The sequence below is a fragment of the Caproicibacterium argilliputei genome (genome assembly GCF_029211325.2).
GTDB lineage: Bacteria > Bacillota > Clostridia > Oscillospirales > Acutalibacteraceae > Caproicibacterium > Caproicibacterium argilliputei.
Genome location: NZ_CP135996.1, coordinates 519808 through 541970, shown reverse-complemented (window position 1 = coordinate 541970; position 22163 = coordinate 519808). Strand labels below are relative to the sequence as shown.

General features: G+C 55.1%; 21 protein-coding genes. 1 reads left to right on the top strand and 20 read right to left on the bottom strand.

Annotated elements, in window-relative coordinates:
* Positions 1–6: 6 nt before the first annotated feature.
* The 20 genes from PXC00_RS02555 to serC all read right to left on the bottom strand — a co-directional run bounded on the left by PXC00_RS02555 (position 7) and on the right by serC (position 20887).
* Positions 7–1746: a cache domain-containing sensor histidine kinase gene (locus PXC00_RS02555; protein ID WP_275845711.1), complete on the bottom strand. Its 1740-nt coding sequence runs from the start codon at positions 1744–1746 to the stop codon at positions 7–9.
* A 98-nt stretch (positions 1747–1844) separates the two neighbouring features.
* The gene (locus PXC00_RS02550) at positions 1845–2723 is read right to left on the bottom strand and encodes a carbohydrate ABC transporter permease (RefSeq protein ID WP_275845712.1); all 879 of its coding nucleotides are present in this window, start codon (positions 2721–2723) and stop codon (positions 1845–1847) included.
* Position 2724: 1 nt separating this feature from the next.
* On the bottom strand, positions 2725–3624 hold the full coding sequence (locus tag PXC00_RS02545) for a carbohydrate ABC transporter permease (protein ID WP_275845713.1): 900 nt from the start codon (positions 3622–3624) through the stop codon (positions 2725–2727).
* A gap of 113 nt (positions 3625–3737) precedes the next feature.
* Complete coding sequence (locus PXC00_RS02540; protein WP_275845714.1) at positions 3738–5108, bottom strand: extracellular solute-binding protein; 1371 nt, start codon at positions 5106–5108, stop codon at positions 3738–3740.
* Positions 5109–5334: 226 nt separating this feature from the next.
* The gene (locus PXC00_RS02535; protein WP_275845715.1) at positions 5335–6078 is read right to left on the bottom strand and encodes an ABC transporter ATP-binding protein; all 744 of its coding nucleotides are present in this window, start codon (positions 6076–6078) and stop codon (positions 5335–5337) included.
* Between the two features lie 9 nt (positions 6079–6087).
* Positions 6088–7149: an ABC transporter substrate-binding protein gene (locus tag PXC00_RS02530; protein WP_275845716.1), complete on the bottom strand. Its 1062-nt coding sequence runs from the start codon at positions 7147–7149 to the stop codon at positions 6088–6090.
* 29 nt (positions 7150–7178) lie between these two features.
* Complete coding sequence (locus tag PXC00_RS02525) at positions 7179–7970, bottom strand: ABC transporter permease (protein ID WP_275845717.1); 792 nt, start codon at positions 7968–7970, stop codon at positions 7179–7181.
* The gene (locus tag PXC00_RS02520) at positions 7942–8244 is read right to left on the bottom strand and encodes a thiamine-binding protein (protein WP_275845718.1); all 303 of its coding nucleotides are present in this window, start codon (positions 8242–8244) and stop codon (positions 7942–7944) included. The genes PXC00_RS02525 and PXC00_RS02520 overlap by 29 nt, the downstream gene beginning before the upstream one ends.
* A 270-nt stretch (positions 8245–8514) precedes the next feature.
* Complete coding sequence (locus PXC00_RS02515) at positions 8515–9906, bottom strand: penicillin-binding transpeptidase domain-containing protein (protein WP_275845719.1); 1392 nt, start codon at positions 9904–9906, stop codon at positions 8515–8517.
* A 1-nt stretch (position 9907) separates the two neighbouring features.
* Positions 9908–11677 (bottom strand): FtsW/RodA/SpoVE family cell cycle protein, encoded by a 1770-nt coding sequence (locus tag PXC00_RS02510; protein ID WP_275845720.1) that lies wholly within the window; start codon positions 11675–11677, stop codon positions 9908–9910.
* A 140-nt stretch (positions 11678–11817) separates the two neighbouring features.
* Positions 11818–12669, bottom strand: coding sequence for a pyridoxamine kinase (locus PXC00_RS02505; RefSeq protein ID WP_275845721.1), 852 nt, complete (start codon positions 12667–12669; stop codon positions 11818–11820).
* Between the two features lie 73 nt (positions 12670–12742).
* Complete coding sequence (locus tag PXC00_RS02500) at positions 12743–13405, bottom strand: class I SAM-dependent methyltransferase (RefSeq protein WP_275845722.1); 663 nt, start codon at positions 13403–13405, stop codon at positions 12743–12745.
* A 48-nt stretch (positions 13406–13453) separates the two neighbouring features.
* The gene (gene ruvX, locus PXC00_RS02495; protein ID WP_275845723.1) at positions 13454–13879 is read right to left on the bottom strand and encodes a Holliday junction resolvase RuvX; all 426 of its coding nucleotides are present in this window, start codon (positions 13877–13879) and stop codon (positions 13454–13456) included.
* Positions 13876–14547: a histidine phosphatase family protein gene (locus PXC00_RS02490; RefSeq protein WP_275845724.1), complete on the bottom strand. Its 672-nt coding sequence runs from the start codon at positions 14545–14547 to the stop codon at positions 13876–13878. Before PXC00_RS02490 ends, ruvX begins: the two co-directional genes overlap by 4 nt.
* The gene (locus PXC00_RS02485; RefSeq protein ID WP_275845725.1) at positions 14541–15452 is read right to left on the bottom strand and encodes a dihydroorotate dehydrogenase; all 912 of its coding nucleotides are present in this window, start codon (positions 15450–15452) and stop codon (positions 14541–14543) included. Before PXC00_RS02485 ends, PXC00_RS02490 begins: the two co-directional genes overlap by 7 nt.
* 12 nt (positions 15453–15464) lie before the next feature.
* Positions 15465–16220 (bottom strand): dihydroorotate dehydrogenase electron transfer subunit, encoded by a 756-nt coding sequence (locus PXC00_RS02480; protein ID WP_275845726.1) that lies wholly within the window; start codon positions 16218–16220, stop codon positions 15465–15467.
* Complete coding sequence (gene pyrF, locus PXC00_RS02475) at positions 16217–17140, bottom strand: orotidine-5'-phosphate decarboxylase (RefSeq protein WP_275845727.1); 924 nt, start codon at positions 17138–17140, stop codon at positions 16217–16219. Before pyrF ends, PXC00_RS02480 begins: the two co-directional genes overlap by 4 nt.
* A gap of 60 nt (positions 17141–17200) precedes the next feature.
* Positions 17201–18469 carry a dihydroorotase gene (locus PXC00_RS02470; protein WP_275845728.1) on the bottom strand — a complete coding sequence of 423 codons (1269 nt, stop codon included), beginning with the start codon at positions 18467–18469 and terminating at the stop codon, positions 17201–17203.
* Positions 18470–18605: 136 nt separating this feature from the next.
* Positions 18606–19763 carry a phosphoglycerate dehydrogenase gene (locus PXC00_RS02465; RefSeq protein ID WP_275845729.1) on the bottom strand — a complete coding sequence of 386 codons (1158 nt, stop codon included), beginning with the start codon at positions 19761–19763 and terminating at the stop codon, positions 18606–18608.
* A 38-nt stretch (positions 19764–19801) separates the two neighbouring features.
* Positions 19802–20887: a 3-phosphoserine/phosphohydroxythreonine transaminase gene (serC, locus tag PXC00_RS02460; RefSeq protein WP_275845730.1), complete on the bottom strand. Its 1086-nt coding sequence runs from the start codon at positions 20885–20887 to the stop codon at positions 19802–19804.
* A gap of 261 nt (positions 20888–21148) precedes the next feature.
* Between serC and PXC00_RS02455 the strand changes: the two genes are divergently transcribed.
* Positions 21149–22132 carry a YdcF family protein gene (locus PXC00_RS02455; protein WP_275845731.1) on the top strand — a complete coding sequence of 328 codons (984 nt, stop codon included), beginning with the start codon at positions 21149–21151 and terminating at the stop codon, positions 22130–22132.
* The last annotated feature ends 31 nt before the right edge of the window (positions 22133–22163 follow it).

Here is a 22163-nt window from a genome sequence, read left to right as displayed (position 1 = left end):
CCTGTGTTAGTCCTCGTCGACCGGCCGGTCCGGCAGGCAGATGGTCACTGTTACGCCTCCTTTCTCATTGCGGGAATAATGCAGGCCATACGGCGACCCGGCAATCAGCTGAATCCGCCGGTGCACATTGCGCACACCATAGCCAAAACGTTCGTCGTACTGCGAGATAGCCTGATTGATTTCCTGAACCTCTTCCTGTGTCATACCGGTGCCGGTATCCGCCAGCGTCAGCCAGATGTCACCGCCGCCGCGCCGCGCGGAAAGCACCACACAGCCTCGCCGGCCTTCCTTGACCTTAATGCCGTGATAAATGCTGTTTTCCACTAAAGGCTGCAGCGTCAGTTTAGGAATCGCGATGTTTTCCAGGTTAGGGTCAATGTCAAAATTGCTGTCAATAATATTGCCGTAGCGCATATTCTGAATGATGAGATAGCTGCGCACACACTCGATTTCCTCTGCCAGAGAAACAATGTCGCGCCCCTCGCTCAGGCAGATGCGGTAATACTTTGCCAGCGCCATGACCAGCGTGGAAATTTCCTTATTGCCGTCTGCTTCCGCCTGCCAGTGCACACACTCCAGCGTATTGTACAGAAAGTGCGGCTTAATCTGCGACTGCAGTGTATTGAAGCGGATCTGCTCCATTTGGTGCTGCTCCTCTTTCACCTGATCCATCAGAAGCAGCATTTTATCCATCATGGTGTTGAATCCGGCGGCAAGCTTCTTAAAATCCGCGCCCATGTGCTGCTCGTTAATGCGGGTCTGTAAAGAGCCGTTGGCCACCGCGTCCATTTTTCGAACCACTTTGTCCAGGGGTTTGTACAGCACGCGGACCATGCTGTTCACCACAAGCAGACTGAGCACCACCGCACCCGCCACCAGCACCAGCAGCAGTGCAACCGTTCTTCTGCTGGATGCGTACAGATCTGCCGCCGCAACACTGCTGACCACATAAAACGGCCAGCCCGTAACGCGCTGATACAGGTAAAACCGCCCGCCTCGCTGGCAGGAACCGCTGTCACCGGAAAACCACGAAACGTCAATTCCTTCCGCAGCGCCGGACTGGCTGCTGCGCGCCATGACCACGCCTTCGTCGCTGAGCACCGCAACACCGCTGTGCATACTGTCATCCTGATGCTGCAGCACTTGCTCCAGACTGCTGTCGTTGAAACTAAAGCAGAGCATCCCGCGTTTTTTGCCGATATAGTTGGTGTCATACACTGGAAAGTACACATTCAGCGTGTAGCGATTGTAGTAAGACTTCGTATAGTTAAGATGCATACCTGCGCCGCTGCTGTACAGACAGCCACGGTAATCTTCCGAATAGACCTCGGCAAATCGGGTCGTAAAGGAAGAGCCGTTGCCTTTGTACAGAAAGTTGCCGTCCGGATGAACCAACGCCACAAAGTTCAGCGAGGAATACATATTCAGTGTGCTGCGCAGAACATTGCGTGCGCTGTTTGCGCGCGTCACGTCACCGGGATTATAAAGGTAGCGCTGCACCGAGTCGTCCAGCACCAAACTGTATGCCAGCGACTTGTAGTTGTTCAGGGAATCTTCAAAGCCGGCGGCAACCGCCCGGTTCTGCTCCTGCAGCAGCGAGCGGGACTGGTCAGTCAACGCAGCGGTGGAGGATTGCAGCGAAACCAAAAGCATGATGGTTGCGGTTGCGATGAGCGCGGTGGAAACCAGAGCTTTGATTTTTTTGTCAAAATTCCAGCGATGTACAGAATTCATCAATTTGCTCACTTTGACACCCTCATTAAACTGATTTTTGTGTCATAAGCATAACAGACAGCGTCGCTATTTGCAATACACTGTCTGTTTCTTTTGTGTCCGCAGTTCCTTCAGCCCTTAACAGCGCCCGCAGTCATGCCTTTCACGAGTTTGTCTTGAAAAATAATAAAGATAATCACCATGGGCAGCAGGCTCAGCGTCAGCACCGCCATAATCATCGGCGTATTCATGCTGTACTGCCCCTGAAAGTCCCACACGGCCAGCGGCAGGGTACGCGAGTTTGCCGACTGGGTTAATGTGTATGCAAAGCTGAACTCATTCCACATATTGACGCCATTGTAAATGGCAAGTGTCGCCAGCCCCGGCTTGGACAGCGGCAGAATCATTTTGAAAAAGATCTGCACTTTGTTGCAGCCGTCAATCTCAGAGGATTCCTCAATTTCGCGCGGAATTTCTTTCATAAAGCTGGTCAGAATGAACACGGAAATCGGCACGCCAAACGCCACATACGGCCCAATCAGCGACCACACCGAGTCATACAGGTGCGAAGCCTTTGCCATGCGAAAAATCGGAATCAGCGTGATATGTACCGGAATGCACATACACGCCACAATCACCGAGTAAATCGGCGCGCGCATCTTAAAGTGGAAGCGGCTTAGCGGGTAAGAAGCACACGCGGAAACAAACAGCAGAATGAGCAGGGAAATCACCAGAATCATCACACTGTTCAGCAGATAGTGCAGGAAGTTTCCCTGCAGCACTGAGCTGTAATTCGAAAAGCTAAGGCTTTTCGGCAATGCAAACACACCGCCGACCAGCATTTCAAATTTCTCTTTAAAGGAATTCATCACCATAAAAATGAACGGTGCCAGAGAAATCACCAGATAAATAGCAGAAAGCACCCCTGCCACGGTCCACGCCAGCACTTTTTTACGCCTGCTCTGCTTGATTTTCAAGGCAAGCTCCTGCGAATGAATGGTTCCTGTCATGTTACTTCTCCTCCTTTCCGGTAATGGCACGCATGGTCAGCAGCGAAATGACGGTAATCAGAATAAACATACCGCCCGCAATCGTTGAGCCGTAGCCCATGTTGAAGTTTTTAAACGACTCCTTGTACATATACGTTGCCATCAGTTCCGTAGAGGTGCCCGGGCCGCCGCCGGTCATCACATAAATCAAATCAAAGTATTTGAGCGAACCGACCATTGAAAGAATCGCGGCACTTTTCATGGAAGGTGCCAGCAGCGGCAGCGCAACGTGCAAAAAATACTGTCCGCGCGTCGCGCCGTCAATGGTGGCTGCCTCGTAAACATCAAACGGAATGTTAGTATACGCCGCCATAAAATACACCATGTAAAACGGCGCAAACTGCCAGCAGATGACCATGATTACCGTCATCAGCGCATTTTTCGGATTGCCGAGCAAATCTACATTTCCCCCGCCGAACAATGCGGAAATCGAACTGATTAGGCCGCCGTTTGTCGCCAGTGCGTAGGTGAACAGAAAGCCGATGGCGACGCTGGACATCAGCATCGGGATGAACCACAGAACCTTAAAAACCGTCATTTTCTTGCCGCCGAAATCAATGAACGTTGCCATGGCAAGCCCCAGCGGAATTTGAATGACAATGGACAGAATCATGATAATGATATTGTTGAGGAACGCCGTCCAAAACTTGCTGTCCTGCAGCAGGCTGCTCCAGTTTGCAAAGCCCACCCACTGCCGGTCAGCGGAAATTCCGTTCCAGCGGTACCCGCTGATTGCGAATGTATCCACAATGGGGTAAAAAACAAACACCAGCAGTACAATCGCCACCGGCGCCAGAAATGCCAGCGCATACAGTCTGGTGCTGCGGCGCCTTCTGACTGCCAGAGATTTTGACGCATTCATTATGACAGACATCTCCTTCTGTATCGTACATCAGCCGCCGCTTCCGGTAAAAAAGCGCCGCCCCGCAGCAACTTGCAGCACAGGCGGCGCTTTTTAGCGGCGTGTTTCTTGTTTTACTTTTTGGAGCTGCTCTTGCTTGCCAGATAATCCTTCATGGATTTCTGCATTTTTGCCGCGGCTTCCTTTGGTGTCATGGTCAGACCAAACAACTCCTGGCAGGTATTCAGGTGTGTTTCCGCCACAGCCGGCGGCAGGTACTGGTCGTACCAAAGCTGCACACTGGAGGCTTTGTTGGCTGCCTCGCAGATCTGCTTGGTCAGCGGGTCGCTCAGCTTGTTTTCCACGCCTTTTACCGGCGGAATCTTGCCGTTTTGAATCATGAGGTCGACCGCTTCATCCGAAGAGTAAAGGGAAGCGCACTCAAAGGCAGCCTTCAGTTTGTCGCCCTTACAGTTAAAGGAAATGAACTGGTCGCCCACGGTACCGATTTGAATGGTATCGTCTGCGGTGCTGCCGTCAATCTTCGGGAAGGGGAACCAGCCGACTTTCTTATAAAACTCTTCGCTGTCGGTCTTGATATTGCCGGTGTACCAGGAACCAATCAAATCCATGCCTGCTTTCTCCTGATACAGCAGCTGACGTGCCTGCCCGTCATCCTCACTCAGGGAGTTCACGCCGTCCGGGAAGTAGCCTTTCTTGGTCCACTCCTGAATCTTCTCCCCCGCGTAAGTAAAGCAGTCATCCTCAAAGCTGCCTTTACCGGCCACCGCGTTGCGGAAGGGTTCCAGCCCAGCTTTACGTGCCGCCAGGCACTGGAAGTACATGGAACCGGTCCATTTGCTGCTGTTTGCAAGCGCAAACGGTGTGATGCCGTTCTTTTTCAGTGTATCCGCCGCTTTCTCCAGTTCAGAAAGCGTGGTCGGCACAGAAATGTTGTACTTTTTGAACATCTCCTTATTGTAGAAAATGCCTGCCATGGAAACGTTCAGCACAGGCACCGCATAGATATGTCCGTTGTAGGTTGCCTGCGAAATGGATGCTTCCATCAGTTTGTCCTGTACGCCGGACGACTTCATCAGGTCGTCAATCGGCTGCGCGTAACCAGACTCGATGTATTCATTCATCGGGCCGCCGGACCAGCTGGTGTACATATCCGGACACTCGCCGGAACTCATGGCAACAACCAGCTTTTCCTTGTAGTTATCGTTCTGCGTCGGCACCATGGTGACGTGGTAACCATCCTTGTTGGTCTTATTGAACTTGTCGACCGCGTACTCCATGATTTTTTTGTCCGGATCCTCTGTGGCGATGTTCCAGAAGGTAATCTCCTTGTCCCCTTCCGCCTTGGCGGCGGTGCTGCTGCCGGACGCAGCGGTCGAGCTGCCCCCGGAAGTGCTGCTTTCACCACCGCAGGCGGTAAAAGAAACCGCCATCGCTGCGGTCAGGGATACAGCGATGAACCTTTTCAAAACACTCTGCTTCATGACGCATTTCCTCCTTTATTTCTTTCAGCTTCGTTCCTCCCTTGAGCGTATTTATATAATATCACAATAAATTTTCAATTATAATAAAATAAACTGTCCTTATTCTATAAATTTCTTACATATCGTTTTTTGCACACCGCTAAAATTCCCCAAAAACGCAGCAAGACCGCGGCATACTGCATACCGCGGTCTTGCTGGAATCACTCTGACTTTCGATTCCCTATATTCAAATTTTCAGCAGTTCAATAATCCTGCGCTTGTAGCCCAGAAACGTTTCTGTCAACGTAAAATCCCGGGTGCGCGGGCGCGGCTCGGTCACCGGCATCTCCGCAATCATGTGTCCGGGCCTGCCCGCAAGCACATAAATACGGTCGGAAAGCAGGATGGCCTCATCAATGTCATGCGTAATAAACAGCGTGGAAAGCTCAATCTTCTGCATGACATTCAGGTACCAGGTGTGCATGGTATCCTTGGTGATGGTATCCAGCGCAGAAAACGGCTCATCCAGCAGCGCAACCCCCTCACTGCTCAGGTACGTGCGCAGCAGCGCCGCGCGCTGGCGCATTCCGCCGGAAAGCTGCGCCGGCCACTTTTTCTGCGTCCCTTCCAGACCAAAGTCCGCAAAGAGCGCGCCGGCTTTCTGCCGCGCCTCTTTTTTGGGTACGCCGTGCAGCAGCAGCGGCAGCGCAACGTTGTCTACCACAGAGCGGTACGGCAGAAGCAAATCTTTCTGCAGCATATAGGAAACGTGGCCGGCCTGCCCGGTGATTTCACTGTCTTTCAGAAAAACATGGCCGCAATCCGGCTGTGAAAGCCCTGAAATCACATTAAAAAGCGTTGTCTTTCCAGCGCCGCTGACACCAAGCAGACTCACAATCTCCTGGTCGCGCAGCTCCAGGCTCACGTTTTCCAGAATTTTTACGCCATCGTAGCTTTTGGTGATTCCCTCTGCTGTCAGTTTCGTTTCCATAGGCGCTCCTTACTTTTCCAGATAAGCATCCGAGAAGCCGGTGCCCGCCGGAATCTCCTTGCTGATGAGCTTGTTGTCGTACAACCATTTGTAAAATGCATTCCAGCGCGACGGGTCAATGTATCCCCACTGCTGCACTTCTGCCTTGTACTGGTCTTTCAGCCATTCCTGACTTTTGATGACCAGCTTCTCACTGCTTTTAAGATCCGGCACCTGCTGCATGAGCAGCTTTGCGGCTTCATCCGGCTTTTCAATGGCGTACTCGTAGCCTTTTTTTGCGGCGCGCAGGAACTTCTTCGCGGTTTCCGGTTCCTTTTTCAAAAATGCATTGTTGGCAATGAGCACTGGCGTGTAGCAGTCCAGCACCGGGTCGATATCTTTAAACGTAAAGAAATTCAGCGGTACGTTCTGCACCTCTGCCGCAATGCCGTCCCATGCGTAGTAAATCCAGGCGGTGTCCGTATTGGTCTGAATCTGCACGATGGAGTTGTCGCCGGAAGGAATCATCTTTACTTTAGAATAGTCGCCGCCATCCTTGTTAATCACATACTTGAGCATTCCCTTTTCCACCGGTGTGTCCCAGGTGGCGTAAGAGTGACCGGTCATATCCTTCGGGCGTGTGATATTTTTGCTTTTGACCGAAGCGATGCCGGAAGTGTTGTGCTGAATCAACGCCGCAACCGCCGTAATCGGCAGCGGTGTGTCTGAAGTCAGCGCAGATGCCATGTCTGTGTCCTGAAACCCGACGCCGAACTGCGCATTGCCGGAACCGACCAGCGCGGCAGTGCCGGACTCCGGCGGCTGTTCAATCTCGACTTCCAAACCTTCATCCTGAAAGTAGCCAAGCGCCTGCGCCACATAGATGCCGGTATGGTTGGTATTCGGCGTATAGTCCAGTACGAACTTAATTTTCTCCAACTTGCCGGTCGCAGCGGAAGCGGACGCTGCAGATGCCGCTGTGCTTCCGGCAGAAGAGGTCTGCGATGCGCCGCCGCACGCAGACGCCGCAGCAGCGACTGAAGCCGCCAGCACTGCCGCCGTGATTGATTTCCAAATTTTTATCTTTTTCATGGATTTTTCTCCTTAAACATACCTTACCCTCAAACTTTTGCCGCATCGGGTGCGGACTGTACCGCCGCTTCCCACGGCATACACACCCGCTGCAGCACATCCACCAGTTTCATCAGCAGAAGGCTGATGATTGAAACCAGAAAAATAACCGCAAACATCCGGTCATACGCATAGCTTTTGCGCATATGCGTCATATACACACCAAGGCCGCTGTTGCCGCCCAGCCACTCCGCGACCACCGCGCCGATGACCGAATAGGACACACTGATGCGCAGACCGGAAAAAAAATTGTTCAGCGCACTGGGAATTTTCACATGGCAAAAAATCTGCCAGCGGCTGCTGCCCATGGTGCGCATCAGGTTAATCACATCCGGATCCGCACTGGAAAAGCCATTGAGCAGCCCCACCGCAATCGGGAAGTAGCAGGAAACAATGACCAACACAATCTTTGGGGTCATATCGTAGCCAAGCCACAGCACCAAAAGCGGCGCGATTGCCACCGAAGGAATCGTCTGTGTGAGAATCAGAATGGGGTACAGGCTCTTTTTGACCAGCTGAAAGCGGTCCATCAAAAATGCGGAGCCAAATGCCATCGCTACCGCGATGAGCATTCCCCAAAAGGTTTCCTGCAGAGAGGTGGAGGCATTCAGCATCAGTGCCGGAAAGTCATCTACAAACGCCTGCACCACCTGCACCGGACTCGGCAGCATGAAATTGGGCACTACACCGAACGAAACAACCGCCTGCCAGACAATCAGCACCGCCGCCAGCAGAAACAGCGGCGAAAGCTTGTCAGTGATACTTTGTAACTTTCTGTGCAATCGTCAGCACCCCGCCTTCCGGCTTAAAGCTGATCTTCACATACGCCGCCACCTGCGGACAGCCGGCCTTGACGGCAATGTACTGGCACTGCTTCACAATCTCCATCAGTTCTTCGTAGTCGCCCTCCAGCGTTGTTTCAAACGGGCCGACATAGTAATTGACGCCGGTACTTTTGATATACGCAATGACCTCGTCCACAATCCGCACAACTTCCTCATCGGTATCGACGTGCGGCAGAACCTGAATAGCTACGCTTGCTGGGAATTTTTCCATGTTTCACAATCTCCTTTATAAAAAATCATAGAATTGCATCCCGGATACCTGGACAGCTTGAGAACGCGCAGAAAAAATGCCGCCTGTCTTGACAACAGGCGGCAAAAGGTTTGCAACAAAACTGTTATGTTACCTCCGCCGGCATTGTCCGGATCAGGCAAAAGGGTTCGGGATTTCTCCCGTCTCAGCACGGCCCCGTAAGGCCCAGCACCCCATTTGTAGATGCATAGTTATTGTAGCGCAGACCTTGTCATTTGTCAAATTCTCAGTTCAGTCATGGTTGTCGACCGCTTCGTTAAGCAGCGCCCGCGCAATCGGGCCTGCCGCGTTGATGCCAAATTCATCGGTGTTCTGTACCACCACGGCAAACGCATACGGGGTGCTCTCATCAGCAGAAAAACCGACCATCCAGCCGTTGTTGCCCTTCTCACCGCCAAGTTCGGCGGTGCCGGTTTTTGCGCACATTTGCTTCATATCGCCGAAGAAGTCATCCCCATAAGAAATCTTCACATCGCCGCGCAGGTAGTTTTTCAGCCGACTTGCCACATCTGTTGTCATAAGCTGGCGGCCAAGCTTCGGCGTGCCGAATTTGTTGGGGCTGGTCAGGTCGCCGGTGACACTTTTGATAATGCGCAGCTCCTGCGGCGTGCCGCCGTTGGCGATGGCACCCAGCAGACGAACCATATACGCCGGACTCACCTGGTCCGTGTACTGCCCGACACCGGACCATCCCAGCTGATTGTCACTAGCATTGGCCACATTGTAGTTAGACTTTGGAACCGTGAGCGTATCGATGTTAAATGATTCATTCAGCCCCAGTGAATTTGCCGCCGCAGTCATCTTATTCTTGCCCATTTCGATGGCCAGCTGTGCAAACGTCACATTGCAGGAATCCGCCAGCGCGTGCTGAAAGTCAATGGTGCCGTGCTTTTCGCCATTTGCGCAGGTGATCGCGTTGCCGTCTACAATCACGGAACCGTTGCAGTGGAAGGTGCGGCTGTCCAGATTTGAAATGTTCTGAATGGCAGCGGCAGACGTGATGATTTTGAAAATAGAGCCGGGTGTCAGCTGACCGGTCAGCGCCTTGTTCACGTAAACCCCCTGATAGGCGCTTTCATTGGTTTTCAGGTCAGAGGGCGGATTGGCGGGGTCAAAGGTCGGCGTACTGACCAGGCACAGAACCTCGCCGGTTTTCCAGTTTGTCACAATAGCGGCGCCCTTGCGCCCCGCAAGCTTGCGGTATGCCAGCTTGTTTAAATCCGCATCGACTGTCAGCCGAATGCTGCCGCCCTGTTTCGTCGTTTTAATGTCGGTCAGGCCGGTCACAATGTTGTAACCGGTCAGTTCTGTTTTAAAAGCATTCTGCACGCCTGTGGAAATATTGCCGGCAGAGTCCCCCACCAGATGCAGGGTGGATTTGCGCACCGTTTCATCGTCACTATAGGTGCGCTTTCCATTGTTGGTTGTCAGCAGCTTCAGCCCGTGGCGATCCACCACGCTGCCGTTGGCGGTTGTGGAGGTACCGCTTAAATGCGCGTTGTAGGGCTGCATGGCCCACTGCCCGCCGTCTGTGACATATTCAAACAGGAAAAAGCACATACCGCCTGCAAAAAGCAGCAGAAAGAAAAACAGAAAAAGGGAACGTTTTCCGGTTGTTTTCACGTCAACTTCGCCTCCTGACTGCATATGTCCGCTCGTCGCTGGATTTGACAAATGCTAAAGCCCCCCAAACCGCCATCATGCTGCTGCCGCCTGCACTGATAAAGGGCAGTGTCACGCCGGTAAGCGGAAACACATCGGTGCTGCCGAAAATATTCAGGCACGCCTGAAACAGCAGCATCCCCGCGGCGGCGCAGGCGGTAATGGAGTAAAAGGTGGAGCGGGAGCGCGTGGCGTCACTGCGCGCAAAGAAAAGGAACATTGCAATCACGCCAACCAGAACCACCGCCATGAGCAGCCCCAGTTCCTCGTTCATCATGCCGAAAACCAAGTCGCTGGTGTTGGCAGTGACATTGGTGTAGCCCTTGAGCGGGCCGGTGCCGCCGCCCAGACCGCCGTTGCCGATACCGACACCGAACAAACCGCCGCTCGCCGAGTAAGTCAGCACGCGCGTCTGCTGAAAGCCTTTGTCGTAAATGTTATTTGCGTCCCACACATGCCGCCAAACTGCAAAACGCTCTTTAACATGGGAGAACATTCCCAGCACCGTCACAATGCCCACACCCGCGGCCGCAACGCTCAGCACCACGGTTCGCATGGAACCAGAACGCATAAAAGCGATAATCAAAAAGGTTGCAAAAAACACCGCTGCGCCGCCGATATCTTTTTCCAAAATCAGAATGCCCATCACGCAGGTCAGCAGGCCGATGAACCCAATCAAGTTGCGTCTGGTCTGCAAATGATCCAGCGTTGCCGAGCCTGCAAAAATGAAGCACAGCTTCACAAACTCACTGGGCTGTACCGAAAAACTGCCCAGATGAATCCAGTTTCTGGAGCCGTTGATGCTGCTGCCAATGCCCGGCAGCAGCGGCATTGCCAGCAGAAGCAGCCCGATGGCGGCAATCGGCGTGCGCCATTTGTTGACACGCGTAAGATCCTTCATAAACCAGATTAGGAAGCTGAACAGTACCAGCCCGCCAATCATCATGATCACCTGCGAGTACACGGCATCCATGGTCGGATGAAACAGCGCATTCGCCGACGGAGCCGTCTGCGTTTTTGTCAGCTTTTCCCGCGTGCCGCACAGCAGCGCAATGCCCACGCCGGAAAGCGTGAACGCCAGCGTTTCCAGTTCAAAGTTTGTACGGCCCAGAACGTGCCGCGAAATGACGTAAAAGCCCCACTCCGCCCCAATGACCGCCGCCATGGGCAGAAACGGCAGCATGGAAAACTGCTTATCCGCAAAGAATGCCTGCATAAAGTACAACACCTGAATGATGCTGCACAGCACCAGCAGGCTGGCTTGATTGGCAGCGCGGCGCGGGCGGCGGCGCGGCGCTTTTCCATTGGCATCCGTCACACGGCGAAAAACCAAGTTGGTGCGCCCGATGCCGATTAAGTCACCGGGAATTACCTTGACCGTATCCTTTATACGCTTGCCGTTCAGGTAAGTGCCGCCTTTTGAGCCTGTATCCGTCAGGAGCCAGCCGCTCTCTCTGCGCATAAGCACCGCATGGTCACGGCTGACCGCGCTGTCCGGCAGCATGATGTCACAGCTCTGGCTGCGGCCAAGGCTGTTCTCCCAGTACAGCACCGGGATGTTTTTGTGGTTCCTTTGATTTTCCAAAAAGACAACCGGTTCCTCGCGGCGGCGTCCCGCCCGCATGGAGGTGTAGCAGCAAATGACCAGGAACACTGTCAAAACCGCTGCCACACCGCGCAAGACAAAGAAAGCAGGTGTCAATACAGAAAGCATCGCCGAAATATCCGGCACGTGCCCACCTCCTATGATTTCCGCAATTGCGCAAAGCAGCCGAACTGCTCTGCAAATAACAAAGAATCAAGAAGCACGGCTCCTTGATTCTTTGCTTACTTTTATTAGTATATCCTTTTTGCCTGTATTTGTAAAGATGCTTACAGGCCCAGCTCATGAATCAGCCGCGGCAGTTCCGGCTCAAAGCACACACCCCAGCGCGGGTCGCCGCGCGCTTCCCGTGTGCGGCGAATGGCGCCGGCCGTAAAATCCACCGCCAGCTGCAGCGCATCGCGCAGCTTGACGCGGCGCAGCAGTGCCCCCAGCAGCACTGCTGCAAACAAATCACCGGTGCCATGGTAGCCGCCCTGCACGCGGGCAGAAAGCGCATAGCTTAGCTCGCCGGTCATACGGTCGTACCCCGCCGCACCCAGCAGCTCCGGCGAAAACCACACACCCGTCATCACGGCGGTGCGCGGGCCAAGTTCCGTCAAGCGGTGCAGGGCGTCCTCCACCCAGGCACGCGTGTACGGCCCCTCACGGTACGGCTCGCCCAGCAGCAGGCACGCCTCCGTCATATTCGGCACAATCAGATCCGCCTCTCGGCACAGCTGCTTGGTGCCTGCCGCCATTTCCGGTGTGTATGTACGGTACAGGCTGCCGTTATCCGCCATGGCGGGATCTACCATAACCAGTGTATCCTCCCGGCGGAACGTCTTTATGAAATCATGCACCACCCGCAGCTGCTCCGCGCTGCCCAAAAAGCCGGTGTAAATGCCGTCAAACGGAATCTGCAGCGCGCTCCATTGGCGCAGAAAGCCGGGCATTTCCGGTGTTAAATCCCGCACGGTCACATCCGACAGTCCGCCGGTGTGAGAGGAAAGCACCGCCGTGGGCACACAGCACACCTCATGCCCCATGCTGCTGAGCACCGGCAGGATGACACTCAGGGAGCACTTGCCGAATCCGGACAAATCATGGATGGCCGCCACCCTTTTTTGTATTGGAACCATATCATCACCTCAAACCGTTTTACAGAACAGATTACCACATCGGGCCTGCCCGGCGCAAGCAAAAGCTGTCGGCTCAGTCCGGTTTTTTTACCAGCACATGATAATGCCAGCCGCCCGGTACGCCATCCGTCAGAATATCCTCAATTTGCTGCACAGTCAGAATCTGAAATGCGGCGCAAAGTTCCCTAATCGTGTCATAATCCGCAAAGAAGTGCGGGATACCGTTTTCCGGGCCGTCTTCCACACGGATTTTCGTGTTGGCGTCCACCACCGGCCAGTCCTGCCCGAATCCCCACGAGTTTTTGGAGCACAGGGTAAAGTAAAACTCGCCGCCTGGCTGCAGGACTCTGAATGCCTCGCGAAAAACCTTGCGCACGCCGGCTGTGTCCGAATGGGAAATCACGTTGCGGCAGAAAATGCAGGAAAAACTTTCCGGCGCGTAGGGCAGCGCCAGCATATCGCCGCTTTTGCAGGATAGCGACAGGTGCTCGCGCTGCGCCCACTGTTCCGTTTCCGCCACCGCCGTTTCGCTCAGGTCAAACGCAGAAACCTCGAAGCCGCCTTTCGCAAACAGAATGCTGTGCCGCCCCAGCCCGCAGCCGAGGTCTAAAAGGGTGCGCCTGCCCTGCTGCTGCCAGCGGTGCAGCAGATAATAGGATTCTGCACTGGGCGTTTGCCAGTATGTGCGGTCTTTTTCCCCGACAAGGTTCCAGTTCCATGGCTTTGATGCTGTCATAGCTGTTTCTCCAGTTCTGCCCGCGCGGGGCGGGCGTTTTGTCCGTTATTACGAATGGTTCCCCAACTTTAAGGAATCCAGATAGCCCTGCAGAATCACCGTGGCCGCAACGGCATCTACCACCGCCTTGCGCTTCTTGCCGCGCACGTTGCTTTCATTGAGGTAGCCGTGCGCGGTGATGGTCGTGCAGCGTTCGTCCCACAGAATTACCGGCACACCGGCAAGCGCTTCCAGCTTTTCGCCGAAAGCGCGTGCATTCTGTGCGCTTTCGCCCTCTGTGCCGTCCATATTTCGCGGTAAACCGACCACCACTTTTTGGGCGCCGGTCTGCTTGATTTTCTCTGCCGCAGTCGGCAGCAGCTTGTCCCAGTTGTAGGATGGCACCACTTCCAGCGGCGAAGCGAGAAAACCGCTTTCATCACTCACTGCGAAGCCGGTGCGCGCGTGGCCAAGGTCAATCCCCAAAATTCTCATGCTTTCTGCTTCCCCCAGCCAAAGCTGCCCAGCACCGAAAGGCCGTCACCTAAGTGTGCCGCGTCACCCATGCGTACCACCGTACAGCTGCCGTCATCTGCAAAACGAACCTCGGAAATGCCGGTGTTGTCGCTCAATGGGATTTCGGAAATCCGTGACAGCGGTAGTCCCTTTGCCCGACAGAGGAAGCATCGCAGCGCACAGCCGTGTGTTGCGATGCAAACGGTTTTGTCCGTTCCCGGCTCGTTTTCCTTTTGGAAGATTGCCTGTACGCCGTTCCACATCCGCTCGGTTACCTGCATAATGCTTTCACCCTGCGGGGCAACAAAGTCCTGCAGGTGGTTTTTCCACGCATCCGCTTCTTTGGGAAAGCGCTTAGGCAAGTCTTCCCACTTCATGCCTTCCATCTCTCCCACATCAATTTCAATCAGGCTTGCATCTTCCGTAACCGGTACATGGTGATACTGATTGATGGCGTCCGCTGTTGCGCGGGCGCGCTTTAACGGACTGCTGTAAATTGCCGCAAACGGCACATTGCGCAGCCGCGCCGCAACCAGTTCCAGCTGCTTTTTCCCGATTTCCGTAATGTCGCTGTCGATTCGTCCCTGATAGGTTCCGTCCACATTGCCCTGCGCCGCGCAGTGTCGTACCAGATAAATAGTTACCATGGTTCCACCTTCCCCGTTAATTCCGTTACGCTTGCAATTCCGTTCTGCTCCAAATATGCATCCAGCCCTTTTAAAATCTTCACCGGCGCATACGGGTCTGTGAAAAACGCCGTTCCCACCTGAAACGCCGACGCACCTGCCAGCAGCATTTCCACCGCATCCTGCCAGGTGGAAATGCCGCCCAGACCGACCACGGGGATTTTGACCCGCCGCGCCGCCTGCCACACCATGCGCACGGCAACCGGAAACACCGCCGGACCGCTCAAGCCGCCGGTGTTGTTGCGCAGAACCGGCCGGCGCGTGCGGATGTCGATGCGCATACCCGTCAGGGTATTGATGAGCGAAACCGCGTCCGCACCGGCAGCCTCCGCCGCCGCGGCATTTTCCGCAATATCCGCAACGTTTGGGCTTAGCTTCACCATCAGCGGTTTTTTACAAAACCTGCGCACCTGTGCGGTGATGCTTTCCACCCCCTGGCAGGTGACGCCGAACTGCGCGCCGCCCGCTTTCACATTCGGACAGGAAATGTTCAGCTCCAGCATATCCACATCCGTGTCGGAAAGTCGCTGTGCCATGGCGCAGTAATCCTCCGGTGTGCTGCCGGCGATATTGGCAATCACCACCGTGCCCTGCCGCTTGAGCCACGGCAGGTCTTCCTTTATAAAATGCTCCACGCCCGGATTCTGCAGACCGACCGCATTGAGCATGCCCGCGGGCGTTTCTGCAATGCGCGGCGGCGGGTTGCCGGGGCGCTCTTCCAGCGTAATGCCCTTGCACGAAATGCCCCCCAGTGTGGAAAGCGGGTAAAACTCCGCATACTCATGCCCGAACCCCACGGTGCCGCTGGCGCCGATGAGCGGGTTTGCAAACGGCACACCGGCGATGTTTCCACTTAAATCTGCCATACCTGCCCTCCTTTACAGCACAAGCCGGTCTGCTGAAAAGACCGGCCCGTCTTTGCACACATGACCGTAATACCGACTGCCGTCCGGTCGGCGCAGTTCCACCGCACAGCCCAGACACGCACCGATGCCGCACGCCATGCGCTGCTCCATAGAAAGATAACACGGCACGCCGCGCTTGGCACACAGCGCCGCCACGGCACGCAGCATTGGCAGCGGTCCGCAGGCGTAGCAAACGTCAAATTCCAATTTCTGCAGCACATCCGTCACAAAGCCTCGCACGCCGAAGCTGCCGTCCTCGGTGGTTAAAAATGCCTCGCAACCCGCATGGATAAAGTCCTTCATTAAGATAACCGCATCCTTGCTGCGAAAGCCCAGTACCGCGGCCTTTCTGCCCGGAAAAGCTGCCGCCGCCCCCAGCAGCGGCGGCACGCCGATGCCCCCGCCGACAAAAACCGCGTGCTGCTTTTCCTCGCCGTGTGGAAAGCCGCTTCCCAGCGGCGCCAGCAGATTCAGCGTATCGTCAACCTGCAGGCGCGCCAACTGCGCCGTTCCCTCGCCGCGCACCTGAAACACAAACCGCAGGGTGTCCTGCCCGATTTCGCACAGGGAAATCGGCCGGCGCAGCGTTTTCCCCGGCACCAGAATCTGCGCAAACTGCCCCGGCTTCGCAAGCGGCGCAAGCTTTGGCGCCAAAACCGTCACGTCAAAAATATCCGCCGTCAGTTTTCGCTTTTCCACAATGGAACACTGTTCTGTATCGTATTTCATTCGAACCCTCCGACTTCCGCAACAATCTCGTCGCGCATCCGCACCGCCTCCGCCGCCGCTGCCTTGGCGTAATCCTGCTCGTCTGCGCCGGTCTTCTGCCACGCGGTCAGAATACTGCGGGAAGCGTTGATGACCGCGCCCCTGCCGTGTGCGTCAAACGCGGGCGCGACATCCTTTGCGCCGCCGCCCTGCGCCCCGTAGCCGGGCACTAAGAAAAACGTGTGCGGCAGTGCCCGGCGCAATTCGCCGAGCTGCGCCGGATAGGTCGCGCCGGCCACTGCACCGACGCGGCTGTAGCCGTACCGCCCGCGCGTCTGCGTCCCCCAGTCTTCACACAACGAGCCTACTGTCGCATACAAAGTGCGGCGGTCTTCCAGCAGGCGGTCCTGCAGTTCTCCCGATGAGGGATTGCTGGTTTTTACCAGAATAAAGACAGACTTATCCCGCTGCGCGCACAGGGGCAGCAGCGGCGCAACACCGTCTGTACCCAGATAGGGATTCACGGTCAGCGCATCGCCATCAAAAGCCGACAGCTCCGTCCCGTCCACCTCCACGGTGCCGAGAAGCGCCTTGGCGTACGCTTCCATCGTGGTACCAATGTCGTTTCGCTTGCCGTCCAGAATCACATACAGACCCTTTTCCTGTGCATATCGAACCGTCGCTTCCAGTGCGCGCATCCCCTGCCAGCCAAACTGCTCATAGTAGGCACACTGCGGCTTGACCGCCGGCACAATCGGTGCAAGCGCGTCAAGCAGTCCCTTGTTAAACTGAAGGACGGCAGCCGCCGCGCCCTCCAAAGTTTTGCCGTACTGCGCGTATGCCGCACGCCGGATGAACGCCGGAATATAGGCAAGCTTCGGGTCTAAACCGGCAACTGTGGGATTTTTCTTTGCGCGGATGGCATCAATCAGTCTGTCCATATTTTACTCCTTGTTATATCGTTTATATTCTATACAATTTGTTCATTAAAAAGCAGCCATTTACGCTTGGTATACCAATCTGCCGCCGCAGTAAGTCCGCTTCACCCTACCCTGCAGGGTCAGCCCCTTAAAGACGGCATTTTTGCTTTTGCCGTGCAGGGCTTCGGGGTTTACTGTCCACGACTCGTTCGCGTCAAACAGCACCAAATCCGCCGCCGCCCCCGGTGTTAATCCCCCGTACGGCAGGCGCAGAATTTTCGCGGGTGCAGCACTCATTTTGTATAAAAGCTGTGCCAGCGTTAAAAAGCCCGGCTCAACCAGATAGGTAATACCTGCCGCCAAACTGGTTTCCATGCCGACAGCCCCGTTCGGTGCCGTCAGAAAATCCGCCTTTTCCGCCGGTGTGTGCGGCGCGTGGTCGGTGGCAATGGCATCAATGGTTCCGTCGCACAAACCTGTAATCACGGCACGACGGTCTTCCTCCGTGCGCAGGGGCGGGCTCATGCGCAGGTCGGCATCTTTTTGCCGCAGGGCTTCCTCGGTCAGGGCAAAGTAATGCGGCGCCGTTTCGCAGGTCACCTGCACTCCACGCTTTTTGGCGCTGCGAATCATGGCGACACTGCCCTTGGTACTCACATGACAAACGTGCACCGGCAGTCCGAGCGCTTCCGCAAGCGTCAGCACCTGCATGGTACCGCACTCCTCCGAAGCACGCGGTACGCCGGGCACGCCCAGTTCGCGGCTGACCGCCCCCTCATTCATTTTGCCTCCGTCGGTCAGCTCTGGCACCTCGCAGTGGCACAGCACCGGCAGCTCCAGTACCGCTGCCTGCTGCATGGCCTGCGCAAGCAGGCGGCTGTTTTCAACCGGACGGCCATCATCCGAAAGTGCGGTCACTCCCGCATCGCGCAGCATCTGCTGATTCGTGCGCTTTTCACCCCGCAGCCCCATGGTCAGCGCACCGGCCACGCAGACACGCACATCCGCCTGCTGTGCCTTTTCCAGAATATAAGTCACCGTGTCCGGCTCGTCCACCGGCGGGCGTGTATTTGGCATACACAGCAGGGTGGTCACACCGCCTGCGGCGGCAGCGCGGCAACCGGTCTGTATATCTTCCTTTTCAGTGAAGCCCGGGTCTCGCAGATGCACATGCATATCCACCAGACCCGGCGCCACTGTCAGGCCGGTGCAATCCACCGTTTCTGCATCCTCCACAGTGATGTGCCCGCCCGCGCCAACAATGCGCCCGTCCTCCAGCAGCAAATCTCCGGTTTGGGGGGAGCTGCGCTCCGGGTCTGCCAGCTTGGCATTCTTCAGCAAGATTTTCATGCGATGCCCTCCTTGTCATTCTCCATTGTATTATACAATATTTTATAGTAAAAAGACAGGGGCAGCGTCGGCAGCAAAAAGAGCCGGCACACAGTGCTGCTGTGTACCGGCTCCAACTTGCTTTTCTGTTGAAAACTCAGCGAATCACACGTGCGCGGATGACTTCCTCCAAAGCAGAAAGTTCCTCCACTGCCTGCGGCGTTACCACACCGGTGACATCCAGAATGGTGTAGGCGTAGTTTTTGCGCGACTTCGACTGCATATTCTCAATGTTGATACCCAGACTCGCCACCTTGCCGGAAAACTTGCTGATGGTGTTCGGCACGTTGCGGTGCAGAATACAGATGCGCTCGCTGCTTTCGCGCGGCATGGAAACCGCCGGCATGTTCACACTGTTGTGAATATTGCCGTTTTCCAGATAATCCTTCAGTTCTTCAGCCGCCATGCGGGCGCAGTTGTCTTCGCTTTCCGGCGTAGACGCACCCAGATGCGGCACAGGCAGCACATTCTCCATGCCAATCATCTCTGCTGTGGGGAAGTCGGTTGCGTAAGCCGCCACCTTGCCGCTGTGCAGTGCCGCCACCATAGCCTCGGCATCCACCAAGCCGCCGCGGGCAAAGTTCAGCACGCGCACACCGTCCTTCATTTTAGCAAGAGAATCCTTGCCAATCATTCCCTTGGTGTCCGGCGTCTGCGGCACATGAATGGTCACATAGTCACAGGCAGACCAAATTTCGTCAAGCGAGCGCGCGTGCCGAATGGAACGGGACAGCCCCCACGCAGCATCTACCGAAAGGAACGGGTCGTAGCCGTAAACCTCCATGCCGAGGCTGTGCGCGGCGTTTGCCACCAAAATGCCGATAGCACCCAGACCAATGACACCCAGCTTTTTGCCTGCGATTTCCGGTCCGACAAACTGACTTTTCCCTTTTTCAATCTGTTTGGGAATATCCTCGCCAGTTAAGGCTCTGCACCAGGAAACACCGGAAACAATTTTGCGAGAGGTCATCAGCAGCGCGCACAGCACCAGTTCTTTGACAGCATTTGCGTTTGCGCCGGGGGTGTTGAACACCACAATGCCCTGCTCGCTGCATTTGTCCAGTGGAATGTTGTTGACACCTGCGCCCGCGCGTGCAATCGCCAGCAGCTGCTCTGGCAGCTCCATGTCGTGCATGGAAGCGGAACGAACCATGATTGCGTCCGGATTCTGCACGGCTTCGCCGGTTTCGTAATTATCCCCGAAGCGCTTGGTGCCCGCTGCGGAAATCTTATTTAAATATTGAATTTTATACATGACTCTAACGCCCCTGTTCTGCTATAAGCGGTTTTTCTTCAGCCATTCACTTTTTCAAATTGCTCCATGAACGAAACCAGTTTTTCCACGCCCTCGTACGGCATTGCGTTATAAATGGAAGCGCGCATACCGCCGACCGTGCGGTGCCCTTTGAGGTTGACCAGACCGGCCTGCACCGACTCTTTGACAAACTTCGTGTTCAGTTCCTCGCTGTCGGTGACAAACGGAACATTCATCAACGAACGGTCCTCCGGCACCACGGTGCCGCGGAACAGCTTGCTGCTATCCAGAAAATCGTACAGCAGCTTTGCTTTTTTCCGATTGCGCTTCTGCATTTCCTCAAGACCGCCGACCGTGTCGCGAATCCACTCCAGTACCAGCATACACATATAAATAGTCCAGCAGGGCGGGGTGTTAAACATACTGCCGCCGTCCACATGGGTTTTGTAGTTGAACATGGTGGGCGTCAGTTCCTGTGCATGACCGACAAGGTCTTCGCGCACAATCACGATGGTCAGTCCGGCGGGCGCAAGGTTTTTCTGCGCACCCGCAAACAGCAAGCCAAACTTGCTGACATCCAGCGGCTCGCTGCAGATGCAGGAGGAAATGTCCGCGACCAACGGCACGCTGCCGGTTTCGGGCAGTGTGTGGTACACGGTTCCGTAAATGGTGTTGTTCATACAGATATAAAAATAATCCGCATCCGGCGTAAAGGTCTTGGGGTCCAGCTTCGGGATATATGTAAACGTTTTATCCTTGCTGCTGGCAATGACCTTGGTTTCGCCGTAGCGGGAGGCTTCCTTCCAGCTTTTGGTTGCCCACTGGCCGGTCAGCACATAGTCGGCTTTGTGCGAGCCGGTCATCAGGTTAAGCGGCACCATGGCGAACTGGCTGGAAGCGCCCCCCTGCAGAAACAGGACTTCGTAATTGTTCGGAATACCCATTACTTCACGCAGGAGGGACTCCGCACGATCAATGATGCCCTGAAACGTACTAGATCGATGGGACATCTCCATGACTGACTGGCCGCAGCCCTGATAATCCAGGATTTCATCCGCGGCCTTGCGGAGTACTTCCTCAGGCAGCATGGAAGGACCGGCAGAAAAGTTGTACACACGTTTCATACGACTGAACCTCCAATTTCTTTAAATAAATACGTTCGTAACGGCTGCAGCGCACTTTTGGCTGTTCCGAAACTAATACAGTAAATTATATTGCTTTAAAATGATAAAGTCAAGATATGCCCCGAAAAAAGTGTTTTCCACCTGTTTTGGCAAATGAAACTTGCAATTCCGTTGTTCTCCGCCGCAAAAAATGGTATACTGACAAAAAAGGTCCCGCCGCGACAGTTCAAAAATTGTGCCGCGGCAGAGGGAGGGATACTCATGGACCACAAGGAACTTGAAGCAGCAAAACCAAGCGGCGGCAATCCACTGCTGGTGCCGGGGCTGCTGGCAGTGACGGTTTTTTCCGTCCTTGCTATTGTACGGATGTTTCAGCTGCAGAAAATCTGGAATGCAGGCAAGCCGGACACCGACCTGCTTTTGCCGCTGTTTCTGCTGCTGATGGCGGCAGGACTGGTGCTTGCCCTGTGGAAATCGCTGAAAAACGCAGCCCGGCACACACCCGCGCTCGGTTGGGTGCTGCGCATTCCGCTGGTTCTGCTGTTTGCTTTCACGTTGTATTCGGCGATTCGCCAATACAACATTATGAATCTTGGCAGCTGGCTGTTCTGTGGGGCGGCTGTGCTGGGCATTGTGGGCTGCCTGCTGTGGCCTCTGCTGCGCAAGCACCGTGTGCCGCGTATGCTTTCCACAGTTTTCGCTGTTTTGTATCTGCTTGCGGGGTTCGTCTGCCTGTTTCTGGGTCTAAATATGTATTTGGGAACACAGGGGCCGTCCGCGCCTGCCGGCACGCCGGCGCTAGTGCTCGGCTCGCAAGTAAACGGAACCACGCCAAGCGCAGACCTGCAGGTGCGTATCAACACCGCTGCCGCGTGGCTGAAAAAGAACCCGAGTTCCAAAGTTGTCGCCTGCGGCGGCAAAGGAAAGGGCGAATCCATTACGGAAGCGGAATGCATCCGCCGCGGTCTGACCGCAAAAGGAATCGCCGCCAACCGCATCCTGCTTGACGACAAATCCGTCAACACAGATGAAAACATCAAAAATGCCAAAAAGCTGCTGGGAAGCGCAAAGTCTGTTGCAATTGTGACAGACGACTACCACACCTGCCGCGCACGTCTGCTGGCTGAAGCTGTCGGTCTGCAGGCGTATCCGGTACCTTCCAAAACGCCGGACAGCTGCCGCACCGTCAGCGTCATGCGCGAATTTCTCGCCCTGCCGGTACAGATGTTGAACCTTCATTCTTAAATCAGCAAAAACGCTGCCACTTATAAAAATG